This window comes from Kitasatospora sp. NPDC091276, assembly GCF_040684355.1.
Lineage (GTDB): Bacteria > Actinomycetota > Actinomycetes > Streptomycetales > Streptomycetaceae > Kitasatospora.
The window spans coordinates 96109-109374 of sequence record NZ_JBFBFU010000019.1; the positions used below are offsets into that span (position 1 = coordinate 96109).

The window sequence follows — 13266 nt, forward strand, 5'->3', positions numbered from 1 at the left end:
CGGCATCGGGGCCAGTTCGCGAAGTGCCTTCGGTAACGTCATCCTACTGCGACACGGCGTCAGACCCGCCACTTTACGGTCAAACTGCGCCCCGGAACAGGCGCCGCGAGGAGTTTCAATGACCGGGTCAAGCCGCCGTCTCCGCGACCGGCTGAACGGGGGTGAACTCTCGCCCGTCGCACAGGAGAGCCCACAAGACGTTCACCCGGCGCCCTGCGAGGGCGATCAGGGCCTGGACGTGGCCGCAGCCCTCGGCGCGCTTCTTGAGGTAGAAGTCCCGGTTGGGGCCGTCCTTGATCATGCTGGTCTGCGCGGACCTGTGGAACACCCTGCGCAGGCGACGGCTGTACCGCTTCGGACGGTGCAGATTGCCGGTACGTCCTCCGGAGTCGCGTGGCACCGGGACCGGGCCGATGCCCGGCATCGACTCGATGATGTGCGCCTGCGGGTGGGCGTGGAAGGTCTCCCTGATCTGCTTGTCCAGGCTGCGGATCCGGTCGTCCAGCACCAGCAGCTGGGCGGCCAGGTCAACGATGATCGAGGCGGCGATGGTTTCGCCGGGCAGCACGGTGCGCTGAGCCCCAGCGGCCTCCACTGCGAGGTCGGCGACCTTGTCCGCCGAGCGCACGCCGCGCTTGCGCAGCCACGACTCCGTGCGGGTGCGGCCGAGCCGGCGTATTCCGGCAGGGGTCTGCCGGTGGGTCAGCAGGGTCAGCGCGCCCTTGTTGTTGGACCAGTCGAAGGCTCGCTCCAGGGCAGGGAAGATCCCGGTCAGCATGTCGCGGAGCCGGTTTACCACCCGCACCCGGTCGGCGACCAGGTCGGTGCGGTGCGCGACCAGCAGAGCGAGGTCGGCGACCAGCTGGGCCGGCACGTCCACGGCCGCGAAGTCCCTGCGCAGGCGCGAGGTCTCGGCGATCACGAAGGCGTCGCGGGCGTCGGTCTTCGCCTCGTCGTTGTCGATCTTCCTCGACCAGACCTGGAACCCCGACTCGCCCACGGCCGCCGCCCAGTGGTGGCCCTTGCCAGCGTCGATCCCCACCCACACCCGGGCCCGCCGCTCTGCCATCCCACGCTCCCCACGCCGAAACCAGCACTCTCCCCGGCCCGAGGAACACCCCGCCGTCAGCTCCGTGAACAGCGATCAGGAGGCAGATCTCAATCAGCGGTCAGGGCGCCAGGAGAACCGGACGGCCACTCCTCAGGAGCCACGACTGGCAAGACACCGTCAGCCACATCCGGGTGGTGTGAGCCTCGCAGCGGCGGGGATACCCGGCTCGTGCAGCACAGCGCAGGGTCCTGGGGTAGGCAGCACAGGACCGAGCCGGTGGGAAGGGGGCGCGGCGGTCAACCGGTGGGTGCCGGGTTGGGTGGCGTCGTGGGCATGAACGACGCCTTCGTTGGGCCGATGAGCGCGGGCGCGTGCCGGCAGGCGGGTTCAGAGGCTGAGCAGGCCGATGGCGTGGCCGTCGTGGTCGACGACCGGCCACACGGCCAGGCCGCGGGCACGCATGGCGGCTGCCGCGGTGGCGGCGGGCATGTCGGGGGTGGCGTACGGGGCGCGGTCGAGGACGATGTCGCGTACAGGGGTCCGTGCGGTGGTCCGGGAGCCGGCCTGGAACGGGGCGAGGTGGCGACGGGTCAGGAGGCCCGCGCAGCGGCCGTCGTCGTCACGGACCAGGAGGTGGTCGGCGCCGGAGCCGTGCAGGATGTGGATCGCCACGTCGAGCATGACGTCGTCGCTGATCTGGAGCTCGGGGTGGGTCATGAGGTCGCGGACCGTGGTGGCGGCGGTGCGTTCGAGGGTGAGGGTCATGGGCGGACTCCTTTGGGGTCGCTTCCGCCGGGGCCGGCGGTAGTGGGCGCTGACGACGGTGGGACGGCCGACGGGGGTCCGCCGGGGGCGGGCCCGGACCGCGGCGGCGGTCCGGGCCCACGTCTGCTTGCTAGGCGGCGAGGGCGACGCGGCGAGGTGCCCGGCGGCGGCCGGAGGAACCCTGGCCGACCCGGCCCACGGCGGCCGCGCCGGTGGCGCCGACGGTGAGGGCGGGGCGCCTGCGGCGGTTGCGGCTCGTGGAGGTGCTGCGGCGCGGGCGCTCGACGACGGGGGCCGCGATCACGGTGGGGATGCCGGTGGGCACGCGGGCGCCGGTGATGCGGGCCAGGTCCTCGTCGCCGGCGCTGACGCGGGTGGTGACGGGGGTGATGGCGGCGGTGGTCATCATGCGGGCCATCTCGCGGCGCTGGTTCGGCAGCACGAGGGTGACGACGGTGCCGGACTCGCCCGCCCGGGCCGTGCGGCCACCGCGGTGCAGGTAGTCCTTGTGGTCGTTCGGCGGGTCGAGGTTGACGACCAGGTCGAGCCCGTCGACGTGGATGCCCCGGGCGGCGACGTTGGTGGCGATCAGCGCTGTGACCTGGCCGGTGCGGAACTGCTCGAGGGTGCGGGTGCGCTGGGGCTGGGACTTGCCGCCGTGCAGGGCCGCCGCCTTCACCCCGTTGGCGAGCAGGTCCTCGACCAGCGCGTCGGCGCCGTGCTTGGTGTCGATGAACATGATCACCCCGCCTTCGCGCGAGGCGATGTGCGCGATCGTGGCGTCCTTGTCGAAGTTCTGAACGTGGAGCACGTGGTGCTCCATCGTGCTGACCGCCCCGGCGGACGGGTCGACCGAGTGGGTGACCGGGTCCTTGAGGAAGCGCCGCACCAGGCGGTCGACGTTGCGGTCCAGGGTGGCCGAGAACAGCATCGTCTGCCCGCCTTCGGCGACCTGGTCGAGCAGTTCGGTGACCTGCGGCAGGAAGCCCATGTCGGCCATCTGGTCGGCCTCGTCGAGCACCGTGATGCCGACCCCGTCCAGCTGGCAGTCGCCGCGCTGGATCAGGTCCTTGAGCCGCCCGGGGGTGGCGACCACGACCTCGGCCCCCTGGTTCAGGGCGTGGGCCTGGCGGCCGATCGACATCCCGCCGACCACGGTCGCCATGCGCAGGCGCACCGCGTGGGCGAACGGCGTCAGCGCGTCGGTCACCTGCTGCGCCAGCTCACGGGTGGGGACCAGGACCAGCGCCAGCGGGCGGCGCGCCTCGGCGCGCCGCCCGGCGGTGCGGCCCAGCACCGCGAGGCCGAACGCGATGGTCTTGCCCGAACCGGTGCGGCCACGTCCGAGGACGTCGCGGCCGGCAAGCGAGTTCGGCAGCGTCGCGGCCTGGATCGGGAACGGCGTGGTGACGCCCTGGCGGGCCAGCACCGACAGCAGCGCCTTGGGCATGTCCAGTTCGTCGAACGCCTCGACGGCCGGCAGTGCCGGAGTGGTGCTCACCGGCATCGCGAACTCGCCCTGAACGGAGCCTCCCTGACGATTCGTCCGGCCGGAGGAGTGCCGGCCGCCGCCGGAGGGCCGGTCGCCGTAGAAGGAGCTGCCGCCGGAGGGCCGGTCGCCGTAGAAGGAGCTGCCGCCGGAGCGGGATCCGTAGGCGGCGCCGGAGCGGGAGGAGGTCGAGGTGCGGGAGTTGGCGTTCTGGTACGAGGAGCGGCTGGAGCGGTTCATGCGAAACCTTCCTGGGGCGGCACGTCGCGAGGCAGCTCCGCAGCGCGGGGCGCCGGCAGGAGATCGCGAGGGGACGGGCCGAAAGTGTGGTGCGGGGCGTGGACGGTGAAACCGTGCGGCACGTCACCTCAGGTCGGTGCTCACCGCGCGGGGCGGGAGTGAACGACCTCGAACCGTGAGCTGTCACGGCAGGGCGGCGATCCGGACGCGGCGCTGGGCGTCTCGCGTGGGGATGGCCGCCGGTGGCGGAGCCAGGGGGCCGGAAACGGCCGGGAATGTGCGTCGTGGCGCAATGCCGAGGGGCCCGCACCGGGCATCATGTACGCGGTGCGGGCCCCTCGCTACCAGGCGGGTGCCGTGGCAGAAAAACTACAGCGGACGAATGTTCTCGGCCTGCGGGCCCTTCTGACCCTGCGTGACGTCGAACTCGACCTTCTGGCCCTCGAGCAGCTCACGGAAGCCGTTGGCGTTGATGTTCGAGTAGTGGGCGAAGACGTCAGCGCCGCCACCCTCCTGCTCGATGAAGCCGAAGCCCTTTTCCGCGTTGAACCACTTCACAGTGCCATTAGCCATAAAGAAATCTCCTTCAAGGGGCCGTCCGAAGCACGCACAGTGCGCGCTTCGAGTCGCCGCGATGAGCACCCGCCCGGGGAAGAGCCGGGAAACAAAAAGGCGCCTGCGAAACATCAGCAGGCGCACACAAAGTTCATGGGAACCACTACTGCAACTAAGGAGACTCTAGCAGGCCCGGGCCCGCCACGGGCGAACATTCCACCCCCGGTTCTGCGGCGCCTCGCGCCGGGCGCCGCCGACCACGAGACCGCAGGACCGTCAACACGCCTGATCGGCAGCCTGGTCGGGCACCAGCTGCAGGGCCTTCGGAGCCCGCTGCCCGGCTTCCCCGGACGGGCGGGTCGCGCAGTCCCCGAGCCGCCCGCCCTGCTACACCGGCCCCGCACCGCGCCCACCGGCGCCACCGGTGATCATTGCGGGCAGCGTGCACGAAATTCTTGCCGCAGCTCCGAAATCGAATACGCCGAAAAAGGCCCGCTCCCGCGATTTTCAGCGCATACTGCAGGGGATGACGAAATCCGTAGCAGTTCGCCGCGTCCTGCCCACCAGTCCCTTCAAGGCCCGGATCGAAGCGCCGCGCAAGCACTTCGCCGTCGGCGACCGCGTCACCCACGACACCTACGGCCTCGGCCGGGCCATCGGGGTCGAAGGCGACAGCGACATCGCGGTCCTCGTCGACTTCGGATCGCGGCTGGAACGCATCACCCAGCCCTACACCGCGATGTTCAAACTCTGACCCAGGACGCCCGCGGCTCCCAGCCGGGAACACCGCAGCGCACAGGATGCGTCCCCGGACAGCGCGCGCCGACACGCCTCCCAGGGAGACACACACCCCGGCCGGGCCGAACGGCGCCCACCGGTCCGGCCCGGAGCCTCACCTGCAATGGCCGGAAAGACACGCGACGAGCCGCCTTTGGCGCCGGCAGCGGGCCGGGCGGGCGATAAACCCCGCGCGTGGATGACAAACACCTGTTTGAGTCCGTCTGCGCGGTGCTCTCCCTCCGAGGGTTCGAGCCGGCACCGCCCCAGGCCACCGGGCTCTCCGCCCAGCAGCGTCCAGGCACCGGCCTGGTGCTGGCATGGAGTCCCGGCCAGCACCTGATCGGCCCCACCCTCCAGGCCTGTCCGCATCCCGCCGATGCCGCCGGGCGCACCGAGTTCTGCGGCATCCGCAACGCACTCGTACTCGCCCTGCCGAAAGTCCTCGGCGCCTCGGGCTTCACCGTCACCACCCTCGGAACCGACCTCCTCGTCACCGCCGGCCCACACGATCCAGCCGATGCCCCGGCCCCCACGGCTGCTCCCATCTGCCCCGCACCACGGCGCAGCCGACCGGCACGTCAGGGCGCCGCCGCGTAGCCCCCGGCCGCGCGGCCGACGCGAGGCCCGTGGCCGCCACGGCCGCCGCCCAGGCCCTTGGGCCATGGATGCCATGTCCTATTCTTGGGGGCATGTCGAACCCTGACGGGCTGCTCGTCGACATCGCCGCGATGGTCGAGTCCGAGCACAGCAACCAGATGTCCCTGACCGTCGTGGTCCCCGGAGCGGTGATCACCGGCAGGCTCGCGCCGGTGACCCTGTGGTGGGAGCGGGTGGCGGAGGTCCTCCAGGCCTCGGAGCACCTGAAGCCGTTCGCCGCCCTCTTCGCCCCGCCCGCCGACGGCCCGCCCGCACGGCCGACCCACCTGCATCTCCACCGGGCGAAGATCCTTCAGGGCGACTTCGGACTGCCCCACACCGGCGGCATGTACCGCATCGCCATCGAAGACATCAGCAGCTGGACCATCGGCGACCTCAGCTACTCCGACACCTGATCGCGACGGCAGGCCACATAGCCGTCCGGCGTGGCATCCTACGTCCCCGCACCAGGGAGTCGTTGAGCGTTGAGCGGGGCGTGACGTGGCGTACGCCTGATCCGCTTTGACGGACACTCCTGCCATCCGGCCCCGTCATCGACATCCCTGCCGCTTGGTCGTCGGATGGGCCACCGGCGACCACCTGCGGACCGAGCTCGTCGCCGACGCCCTGCCCACCGCCTCCCACCAGCGGTGCCCGAAGGGCCACCCGGTCATCTCGGTTCCAGGTCGGCTGCATCGGACCATGCCCTTGCCAAGTCCTTCTTCACCGCCTTCGAAAGGGAGTTGGCCAGCGACCGGATCGGCTCAGCCTGGCAGCGGCCGGACTGCGATCTTCGAATGGATCGAGAGCTGGTACGACGTACGAAGGCTGCACAGCAGCCTCAACGACCGCAGTCGCGCTGAGTGCGTGACCGTCCCCTCAGCCCGGCCACCACAACGATGGTGTCCGTCCAAGCGGAGCAAGATCATTCCCTTCTGATGGCCCATCAGGCCATCTCCGGCAACATTCCGTACCTCGGGGAACCCCACCTAGGAACGCGCACTCATGTCTGTCGGTGTCCATCGCCGGGGTTGCGGCAAACTGCTCAGGATCTGGTCTCGACGCTCGTCTGTGTCGCGTGCGCCGTCTGGGCCGGTCGGCACAGAACGATGGCGGCGGTGTCGTGGGTCCTGCCTCGGAATGCCCCGGCCGCAGTGCCGGTCTCGGCTTCGCGTGTCACGGCGATGATCTGGCCGGGTCCGGAATCGGACAGCTCGGCCATGAAGCGCGGCCAACTCCAGCCGTACCGCTCCGGAAGGCGGGCAGCGCCCTCGGACAGGACGGCGAGCTGGTGGATCTGCGACAACGGGATACTGGCCGTCAGCGCCTGGTCGGCGGCCTCGGGTTTCGCACCGGCCACCCAGAACCCACCGGCGGCAGCGCTGTTGCGGTAGCCGCGTACGGCTTCCTCCGTATACGAGTCCAGATACGCCGCCCGGTCGTCGACGATCACCTCGACCGCTCCGTTGGTCCGGTGCAGCGCCACGGGCGAGTGGCCGAGCACCAGGACGTCCAGGCTGCCGCTGCGCTCACGGACCACCGCGACGGTCGAGGAGGGACTGTCCGCGTTCGTCATGTCACAGGTCTGGCTGTGCTTCCCGACCAGCGCGGTCAGGGCGGTGCGCAGGATCTCCCGCAGGCCGGCCGGGCCCTGCGTGAGCAGTTGCGCGCAGAGGAGACCCGCCAACTGCTCGACGTACCAGGTGACATCGTGGGCGCAGCCCGTCGTGGCTCCGGTGGCGGTGGCGCCGTCCAGGACGAAGGCGAACGCCGGCCCGGTGACGACGGCGGCCTCGCTGACGCCGCCGGGCGTCGGGGCGGTCGCGTGCGTGATCTCGAACGGCATTGAACGTCCCTTGGTCGGGCGGGTCGGGCGGGTCGGGCTCCGGGAGCGTGAACGGCCGAGGTCGCTTGGCCGGCCATGCCGGGCGGGTATTGGCCGGCAGGCTCGGGCGGCCGGCCTGTGCGGGCCGGTGCCCTGCCGTGCGCGGCTCCCCGGCGAGACAGGGAGAGGCGCGGGTCCTTGCCTGCCTCAGAGCGGCAGGAGCACCATGTCCGGCGGCGGCGTCAACGATGCGGCGCTTCTGCGGCTCGGTGCCCGGCGGTCGATCGACATGCCGCCCACCACCAGGGCGAGCCGAAGCCGGAAGGCATAGGCGCGGCGGGTGAGCGCATGCGAGGCGCGCTGGGCGAACCCGTCTGGCGCGGAGGATGATTGAGGCGGCATCGGCTGCAGGTGCGTCGCGGGGGTGCGGCCGGCGGGGGATCGCCTGGGAGTGCTTGCGGGCAGCGGCCTCGAGGCAGCGACTTGGTGCGGGTAGCGGTCGGTAATGGGAATGCGAAGAACCCTTCTCGGACGACACGTCTTGGGGAATCTCCGCGGCGCGGGGCGCGGGAGATCGCAGGTGACGGGCCAGGAATGTGACATGTGGGTCGGTGGGAAGGACTCGCGCGGAGCGGGAGTCGGCGTCCGGCGTGAGTGCAGTGGCTCGGAGCGCAGCGCCCACCGTGCCGGGTCCGGGTGCGGACGGTGTCTGGGAGACGTGCGCTCGGCGCGTACCGGGTCGGAGCCCGGGCCTGAGCGGCCGGGAAGGTGCCATGGCAAGGGCGAGTGGCCCGCACCGGGCGTGTACGCGGTGCGGGCCACTCGCTGCCAGGCGGGTGCCCGGCGAAACTACAGCGGACGGATGTTCTCGGCCTGCGGGCCCTTCTGGCCCTGCGTGACGTCGAACTCGACCTTCTGGCCCTCGAGCAGCTCACGGAAGCCGTTGGCGTTGATGTTCGAGTAGTGGGCGAAGACGTCCGGGCCGCCGCCGTCCTGCTCGATGAAGCCGAAGCCCTTTTCCGCGTTGAACCACTTCACGGTGCCATTAGCCATAAAGAAACTGTCTCCTTCAAGGGACTGATCCGGATCCGGCAGCGTGCGCAGATCCGAGTCGCGGTGATGACGGCCCGCCCAGGGGAAGACCCGGGAAAACGAAAATGCGCCCAGCCGTCACAAACCAGCAGGCGCATACCAGAGTTCATGGGACCACAACTGCAACTCGCCAGACTCTACCAGGCTCCGCGTCCCGACGGCGGGGCGGAAGCGGGGCGTGTGGCACATCGCCCTCGGAGCTGCTGCTCGCGGGTGACGGCACGGCAGAAGTCTTGACGCTCGTGCGCCGTCAGGCGATCGCGGTGTACCTGCGAGCTGAGGGTGGGAGAGACGGCCCGGCGCCGACCGCCCTGCCACGCTGGATGGCGGGCGGCCGGCGCTGGTAGTGCCGCCCGGGTCAAACAGCGATCGTGAGGTCGGCGTGGCCGCACAGCAGCGCGTAGCCGCGGGGAAGGCCGGCGAGGAGGCGGTCAGTGGCCGCCGGCGAGGTCGGCGAGAGCGGCCAGGGCGGAGGAGACGTCCCAGCGGGCGGCGGTGAGGCTGGTGTTCAGGGGCGCTGGCCGGGCCGGGGGCGGCCGAACAGGAGGTCGTAGCCGGGCGGCAGTTGGAGCAGGACGCGCTCGGTGAGATCGTCGCCGGCCGCGTCGGCCACGGTGGACAGAACGGCGCCGATGTCCCACAGGGCGGTGGTCTCGGTGGCGCCCTCGATCCAGGCCGCGGTCGCGCGTGCGAACCGCTCGGGGTTGAGCGGCTCGGCGGCCTGCAGCGGGTTGAGCAGGATCAGGGCGAAGGTCTCGGGCAGGCGGGCTGCCAGTTCGGCGCGCACGTTGCCGACCAGGTGGGCGCCGAGCAGGGCCAGGACGACGCGCGCCGCCCGCTCGGCCTCCCGGGGTGTGTCGTACTCACCGCGTTCCCAGACCTCTTCCAGGAACGCCTCCCATCGAAGAGCCACGGTTCCTCTCCCTCCGTTCCGGGGCGTCGGCGTGAACGCCGTCGACGCCCGGTCAGGGCTCGGCGACCAGGCGCCGGTGCAGACCGATGAGCTTGCCCAGCCGGACCACGCGGCGGCCGGCCCCTCGCAGGACCAGCTGGCTGCCGCACCAGTCGGCCTGGTTGCGGGCATGGACAGGAGCGCCCCGGGCCCGCGCAGTCCATGAACGTCACCTCCGGCGGATCGAGCACCACCTCCCGATGTGCCCCGAGCGCGGCGGTCACGGCACGGCGCAGCGCGGGGCGGTGTCAAGGCCGATCCCGCCGCACGCCCGCAGCGCGAAGGGTTCGTGACCCTGGTCGTCGCGTGGCGGTCTCCCTCCGTCGGCCCGGCCCGCACGGCGTGGTGTGCCGGGGCGGCCGGGCCGGGCGGTGGAGCCGGCGGGGGGCCGTCCCGCAGGGCCCGGGGGTCGGCGGTGCGGGACGGCGGTCCGGGGATCCGGTCAGGCCTGGATCTGTTTGCGGCTGCCGCTGTGGCTGATCTCGACCTTGCGGGGCTTGGCCTTCTCCGCGACCGGGATCTTCAGCGTCAGCACGCCGGCGTCGTAGTCGGCGCTGATCCCCGTGGGGTCGAGGGTGTCGGAGAGCATGACCTGGCGGGAGAACACGCCGAGCGGGCGCTCGGACAGCTCCCACTTCACGTCGTCGCCTTGGTGGCGGGGGCGGCGTTCGGCCCTGACGGTCAGCATGTTCCGCTCGACGTCGACGTCGATCGCCTCCGGGTCCACCCCGGGCAAGTCGAAGCAGATCACGTACTCGTCGCCCACGCGGCAGGCGTCCAGCGGCATCGGGGCCGGCCGCGACCACGTGCCGGTCGTGCTGAGGAACTGCTGGGTCAGGCGGTCCAGTTCGCGGAACGGGTCGGTGCGCATCAGCATCACGAAACACCTCCACTGATCGAATGGGTGCCAGTGCGTTTCACCTGAGTCTGTTCTAGCATGTCATCCATCCAATGACAAACAGCGAAGTCGCCGAAGGAATGACATCCATGGGAAAGCGGCCCGACGTACCCGCCACCGGCGGCGGCCCATCCACGGGACCGGCGTCCTTCCTCGCTGCCGCCGCCGCGCTCGCCGCCATCGACGACGCCGTCCGCACCGCGCGGAACACCGCCCCGGACACCCGGCCCGGCGCCGACGCATTGGACGAGGGGCCCGTCCCGCCCTGGCCGCGCTCACCAGCGCCCTCGGCGCCACGGATCCGGCCGACCTGATAGCGCTCCTCGCCGGCATGCGTCCCTACCTCACCGCCGCCCATCCCGACCTCGCCGCCCGCCTCGACGACCTCACCGACCGCAAGGACCGCCTCCGCCATGACAGCGACCGACGACGCACCTGACCCCCTCGCCGCTGCCGAAGACCGCTGGCAGCACATCGAAGACCGGCTGGCCGCCATCGAGCGCCGGATCCAGGAACAGAGCGGCGACGCCATCGCCACCATCGACGCCTGCCTGGCCAGACTCGACACCCTCCACCACGACCTGGCCCACGGGCCCTGGCCCCCGCATGCCTTCCCCACGCCCCCAGAGGCTCCGACCATCCCACCGAAGCAACCAGCGCGAGCGCCCACGCAGAACCCCTCCGACCCGGTTGGCCACCGGCACGCACCTACCGTCCCGAACGCACCGCGACACGCCCCGGAGGCCGCCAGGCAGCGGTCCGGGTACCCGTGTACGACAGGGAGAACCACCGCTCCCGAGACTCCCGGCGATACGCCGCGATCTGATGCCACGACCGAGCGGAGCCGCCGACTTCACCCTTGTCCTGCCTGGCTGGACACCCCCACCCCACTCCTGGCGTTGGCGAGGCGGCCGGGATGAGGCGGAGTGCTCTGCGTGCGTGTTCCACGCTGTCGCGGCGTGGGACACGGGCAGGTGACGCGGCAATCGCCGGCTTGGGCAGCCACCCCCGCCGGCAGTCTCGGTGCCCTGTGGCCACACCAGTCGGTGCAGTAGCGGCGGGCGCGACCGGTGGAGGCCGGCGGTAGCGCCGAGGTTCAGCCCGGGCAGTGGCCCGGGCTGAACGGGTGTGGCCAGGCGTTCCGGGAGTCGCTTGACGCGGTGGTTCTCAGCGCAAGGGATTTCAGCTGGTCCCAGGCGGGGCGATGGCAGTATCGCCGGGCACTTGGATGGCCTCAGGGCACCCGTGGTTAGGAAAGGCGGTGCCGTGGGCCGTGTCGGCTGGCGCAGGGGCAGAGCCTTCGCGCCAGGGGCCGGTTGCGCCGGGTACTGTGACCGGCGTTAGCCGTGTCGGCTCATCGGCGCGGACGAAGGGTGCGGGGCGAGCCCGTTCGATGGGAGAACTGCGATGTCCGGTCGCTTCGACTGCTCGGATGCCTTCGAGCGTGCCATGGGCTTGCGCGAGGCCGTCTCGGCGGTGCGGCGGGGTGAGATCGTGGTGCTGCCCACCGACACCGTCTACGGGGTGGGCGCCGATGCCTTCAGCCCTGAGGCCGTCGCCCGGCTCCTCGGTACCAAGGGCCGAGGCCGGAACATGCCCTCCCCCGTGCTGGTCGGCTCGCCGGGCGATCTGGATCTCCTGGTCGACGACCTGCCTCAGCGCGCGCGAGAGCTCATGGAGGTGTTCTGGCCGGGCGGGCTGACCCTGGTCGCCCGCCACAAGCCGTCGCTCGTCTGGGATCTCGGCGAGACGCACGGGACCGTGGCGGTACGGATGCCCGCACACGCGGTCGCCATCGACCTGCTGGTGGAGACCGGGCCGCTGGCCGTCTCCAGCGCCAACCTGACCGGCAAGCCGTCGCCGCAGGACTGCGACGCCGCACGCGGCATGCTCGGTGAGGCGGTGGCCGTCTACCTGGACGGGGGCCCGACGCCGGCGGCCGTGCCGTCCTCGATCGTGGACATCACCGGCCAGTCCCCCGTACTCCTGCGCGCGGGCGCGGTCAGCGCCGAACAGCTGCGCAAGGTCGTGCCGGACCTGGGGGAACGCTGATCAACCGGGTCGGGCCACCGAGTCGGCGGGCAGGTCGAGGCCGCGGGCGGTGACCAGGTGGGCGGTGCCGTCGGCGATGGCGGCGCGGGTGGCCGCTACCGCGCCGCACGCGTCGTGGCCGAGCACCACAACCAGCGGCGAGCCGAGCACGCTCACCCCGTACTCGATGCTGCCCAGAACCTCCGGCCCCAGGACGTGCCCGGCGGTGCGGACCACGAACGGGTCGCCCAGCCCCCGGTCGAAGATGATCTCGGCGGCCAGCCGGGAGTCCGAGCAGCCGAACAGCACCGCGAACGGGCTCTGGGCGGGTGCGGTCTCGGTGCGGCGGGCGGCGTCCTGGTTCGGGTGCTCCGAAGCTCCGGCGACGAACCGCCGGTTGCCGGCCAGCAGCGTCGGTGAAAGGGGGCGGTGAGGCGTAACCCGGCTCGTCGCGTTCAGCTGGCCGCGGCCCCTTGGGTGGTTCGCGCGTGCAGAGGGGAGACGACAGCGGCGTAGCAGTTTCCGGGCAGGTCGGTGACCCAGTCGAAGGTGTCGAGGGTGACGCCGTGCTGGGAGGCGGCGTGGAGCATGTCGGCCAGCAGGGCGGTCGCGGCACCTTTGTCCTGCTCGGTGCCCTGGTCGAGGCGGCGATCGGCGGCTTCGTTGACGCGGTCGGCCAGGGTGCGGTTCTTGCGGTCGGTGTACTGGTACACGCTTCTGTCGCCTTGGTCGGGCGGCCGCCGGGTGGCCGGCGTTCGTTTCCGGCTGCCGAAGCGGGTGATGGCGGCGGTGCCGAAGGGGCGTGGATGCCGAACCGGGCGCTGCGCACGCGTCCCACCGGGGCCAGGGTCGACTCCGGCGGGACGCTCGGTTCGATGCGGCTCGGGTGCGGCGCCCCAGGCCCTTCCCTGCGGCGTGTGCCGGGCGGGAATGGCCGAGCGCGGTGCGGGGT

Annotated in this window: 14 protein-coding genes and 1 pseudogene; 5 read left to right on the forward strand and 10 right to left on the reverse strand. The window is 71.6% G+C overall.

Annotation, left to right across the window (positions count from 1 at the left end):
• Nucleotides 1-127: 127 nt before the first annotated feature.
• From AB0O19_RS23650 to AB0O19_RS23665, 4 genes are all read right to left on the reverse strand, one after another.
• Entirely contained in the window at nucleotides 128-1069 is a 942-nt protein-coding gene (locus AB0O19_RS23650; protein ID WP_363622092.1) for a transposase, read from the reverse strand.
• 369 nt (nucleotides 1070-1438) lie between these two features.
• Nucleotides 1439-1816: a CBS domain-containing protein gene (locus AB0O19_RS23655; RefSeq protein WP_363622093.1), complete on the reverse strand. Its 378-nt coding sequence runs from the start codon at nucleotides 1814-1816 to the stop codon at nucleotides 1439-1441.
• Nucleotides 1817-1946: 130 nt separating this feature from the next.
• Nucleotides 1947-3545, reverse strand: a complete 1599-nt coding sequence (locus AB0O19_RS23660) for a DEAD/DEAH box helicase (RefSeq protein ID WP_363622094.1) — start codon at nucleotides 3543-3545, stop codon at nucleotides 1947-1949.
• Between the two features lie 369 nt (nucleotides 3546-3914).
• Nucleotides 3915-4118 (reverse strand): cold-shock protein, encoded by a 204-nt coding sequence (locus AB0O19_RS23665; protein ID WP_035850027.1) that lies wholly within the window; start codon nucleotides 4116-4118, stop codon nucleotides 3915-3917.
• A gap of 508 nt (nucleotides 4119-4626) precedes the next feature.
• On the opposite strand from AB0O19_RS23665, the gene AB0O19_RS23670 reads away from it, so the two are divergent.
• The 3 genes from AB0O19_RS23670 to AB0O19_RS23680 all read left to right on the forward strand — a co-directional run bounded on the left by AB0O19_RS23670 (nucleotide 4627) and on the right by AB0O19_RS23680 (nucleotide 5932).
• Nucleotides 4627-4854, forward strand: a complete 228-nt coding sequence (locus tag AB0O19_RS23670) for a hypothetical protein (protein ID WP_363622096.1) — start codon at nucleotides 4627-4629, stop codon at nucleotides 4852-4854.
• Between the two features lie 218 nt (nucleotides 4855-5072).
• Nucleotides 5073-5477 carry a hypothetical protein gene (locus tag AB0O19_RS23675; protein WP_363622098.1) on the forward strand — a complete coding sequence of 135 codons (405 nt, stop codon included), beginning with the start codon at nucleotides 5073-5075 and terminating at the stop codon, nucleotides 5475-5477.
• 92 nt (nucleotides 5478-5569) lie between these two features.
• Nucleotides 5570-5932 carry a hypothetical protein gene (locus tag AB0O19_RS23680; RefSeq protein WP_363622099.1) on the forward strand — a complete coding sequence of 121 codons (363 nt, stop codon included), beginning with the start codon at nucleotides 5570-5572 and terminating at the stop codon, nucleotides 5930-5932.
• 629 nt (nucleotides 5933-6561) lie between these two features.
• Here AB0O19_RS23680 and AB0O19_RS23685 read toward each other — a convergent pair.
• The 4 genes from AB0O19_RS23685 to AB0O19_RS23700 all read right to left on the reverse strand — a co-directional run bounded on the left by AB0O19_RS23685 (nucleotide 6562) and on the right by AB0O19_RS23700 (nucleotide 10262).
• Complete coding sequence (locus AB0O19_RS23685; protein ID WP_363622101.1) at nucleotides 6562-7362, reverse strand: hypothetical protein; 801 nt, start codon at nucleotides 7360-7362, stop codon at nucleotides 6562-6564.
• Between the two features lie 828 nt (nucleotides 7363-8190).
• Nucleotides 8191-8394 carry a cold-shock protein gene (locus AB0O19_RS23690; protein WP_031068443.1) on the reverse strand — a complete coding sequence of 68 codons (204 nt, stop codon included), beginning with the start codon at nucleotides 8392-8394 and terminating at the stop codon, nucleotides 8191-8193.
• 547 nt (nucleotides 8395-8941) lie between these two features.
• Complete coding sequence (locus tag AB0O19_RS23695; protein WP_363622103.1) at nucleotides 8942-9346, reverse strand: DUF2267 domain-containing protein; 405 nt, start codon at nucleotides 9344-9346, stop codon at nucleotides 8942-8944.
• A gap of 481 nt (nucleotides 9347-9827) precedes the next feature.
• Nucleotides 9828-10262: an Hsp20/alpha crystallin family protein gene (locus tag AB0O19_RS23700; protein ID WP_363622105.1), complete on the reverse strand. Its 435-nt coding sequence runs from the start codon at nucleotides 10260-10262 to the stop codon at nucleotides 9828-9830.
• A 110-nt stretch (nucleotides 10263-10372) separates the two neighbouring features.
• On the opposite strand from AB0O19_RS23700, the gene AB0O19_RS23705 reads away from it, so the two are divergent.
• Nucleotides 10373-10597, forward strand: a complete 225-nt coding sequence (locus tag AB0O19_RS23705) for a hypothetical protein (RefSeq protein ID WP_363622106.1) — start codon at nucleotides 10373-10375, stop codon at nucleotides 10595-10597.
• A 1093-nt stretch (nucleotides 10598-11690) separates the two neighbouring features.
• The gene (locus AB0O19_RS23710) at nucleotides 11691-12335 is read left to right on the forward strand and encodes an L-threonylcarbamoyladenylate synthase (protein ID WP_363622108.1); all 645 of its coding nucleotides are present in this window, start codon (nucleotides 11691-11693) and stop codon (nucleotides 12333-12335) included.
• A 66-nt stretch (nucleotides 12336-12401) separates the two neighbouring features.
• Here the strand turns inward: AB0O19_RS23710 and AB0O19_RS23715 are convergent.
• A pseudogene (locus AB0O19_RS23715) lies at nucleotides 12402-12773 on the reverse strand (carbonic anhydrase); the annotation flags it as partial.
• Nucleotides 12770-13027 (reverse strand): hypothetical protein, encoded by a 258-nt coding sequence (locus AB0O19_RS23720; protein WP_363622110.1) that lies wholly within the window; start codon nucleotides 13025-13027, stop codon nucleotides 12770-12772. The pseudogene AB0O19_RS23715 and the gene AB0O19_RS23720, both read right to left, overlap by 4 nt.
• Nucleotides 13028-13266 lie beyond the last annotated feature (239 nt).

What these genes read in the sequence shown, in the direction of transcription:
- AB0O19_RS23650 (WP_363622092.1), bottom strand. Translation starts at nt 1,069, where the DNA reads ATGGCAGAGCGGCGGGCCCGGGTGTGGGTGGGGATCGACGCTGGCAAG.
- AB0O19_RS23655 (WP_363622093.1), bottom strand. Translation starts at nt 1,816, where the DNA reads ATGACCCTCACCCTCGAACGCACCGCCGCCACCACGGTCCGCGACCTC.
- AB0O19_RS23660 (WP_363622094.1), bottom strand. Translation starts at nt 3,545, where the DNA reads ATGAACCGCTCCAGCCGCTCCTCGTACCAGAACGCCAACTCCCGCACC.
- AB0O19_RS23665 (WP_035850027.1), bottom strand. Translation starts at nt 4,118, where the DNA reads ATGGCTAATGGCACTGTGAAGTGGTTCAACGCGGAAAAGGGCTTCGGC.
- AB0O19_RS23670 (WP_363622096.1), top strand. Translation starts at nt 4,627, where the DNA reads ATGACGAAATCCGTAGCAGTTCGCCGCGTCCTGCCCACCAGTCCCTTC.
- AB0O19_RS23680 (WP_363622099.1), top strand. Translation starts at nt 5,570, where the DNA reads ATGTCGAACCCTGACGGGCTGCTCGTCGACATCGCCGCGATGGTCGAG.
- AB0O19_RS23685 (WP_363622101.1), bottom strand. Translation starts at nt 7,362, where the DNA reads ATGCCGTTCGAGATCACGCACGCGACCGCCCCGACGCCCGGCGGCGTC.
- AB0O19_RS23690 (WP_031068443.1), bottom strand. Translation starts at nt 8,394, where the DNA reads ATGGCTAATGGCACCGTGAAGTGGTTCAACGCGGAAAAGGGCTTCGGC.
- AB0O19_RS23700 (WP_363622105.1), bottom strand. Translation starts at nt 10,262, where the DNA reads ATGCTGATGCGCACCGACCCGTTCCGCGAACTGGACCGCCTGACCCAG.
- AB0O19_RS23705 (WP_363622106.1), top strand. Translation starts at nt 10,373, where the DNA reads ATGGGAAAGCGGCCCGACGTACCCGCCACCGGCGGCGGCCCATCCACG.
- AB0O19_RS23710 (WP_363622108.1), top strand. Translation starts at nt 11,691, where the DNA reads ATGTCCGGTCGCTTCGACTGCTCGGATGCCTTCGAGCGTGCCATGGGC.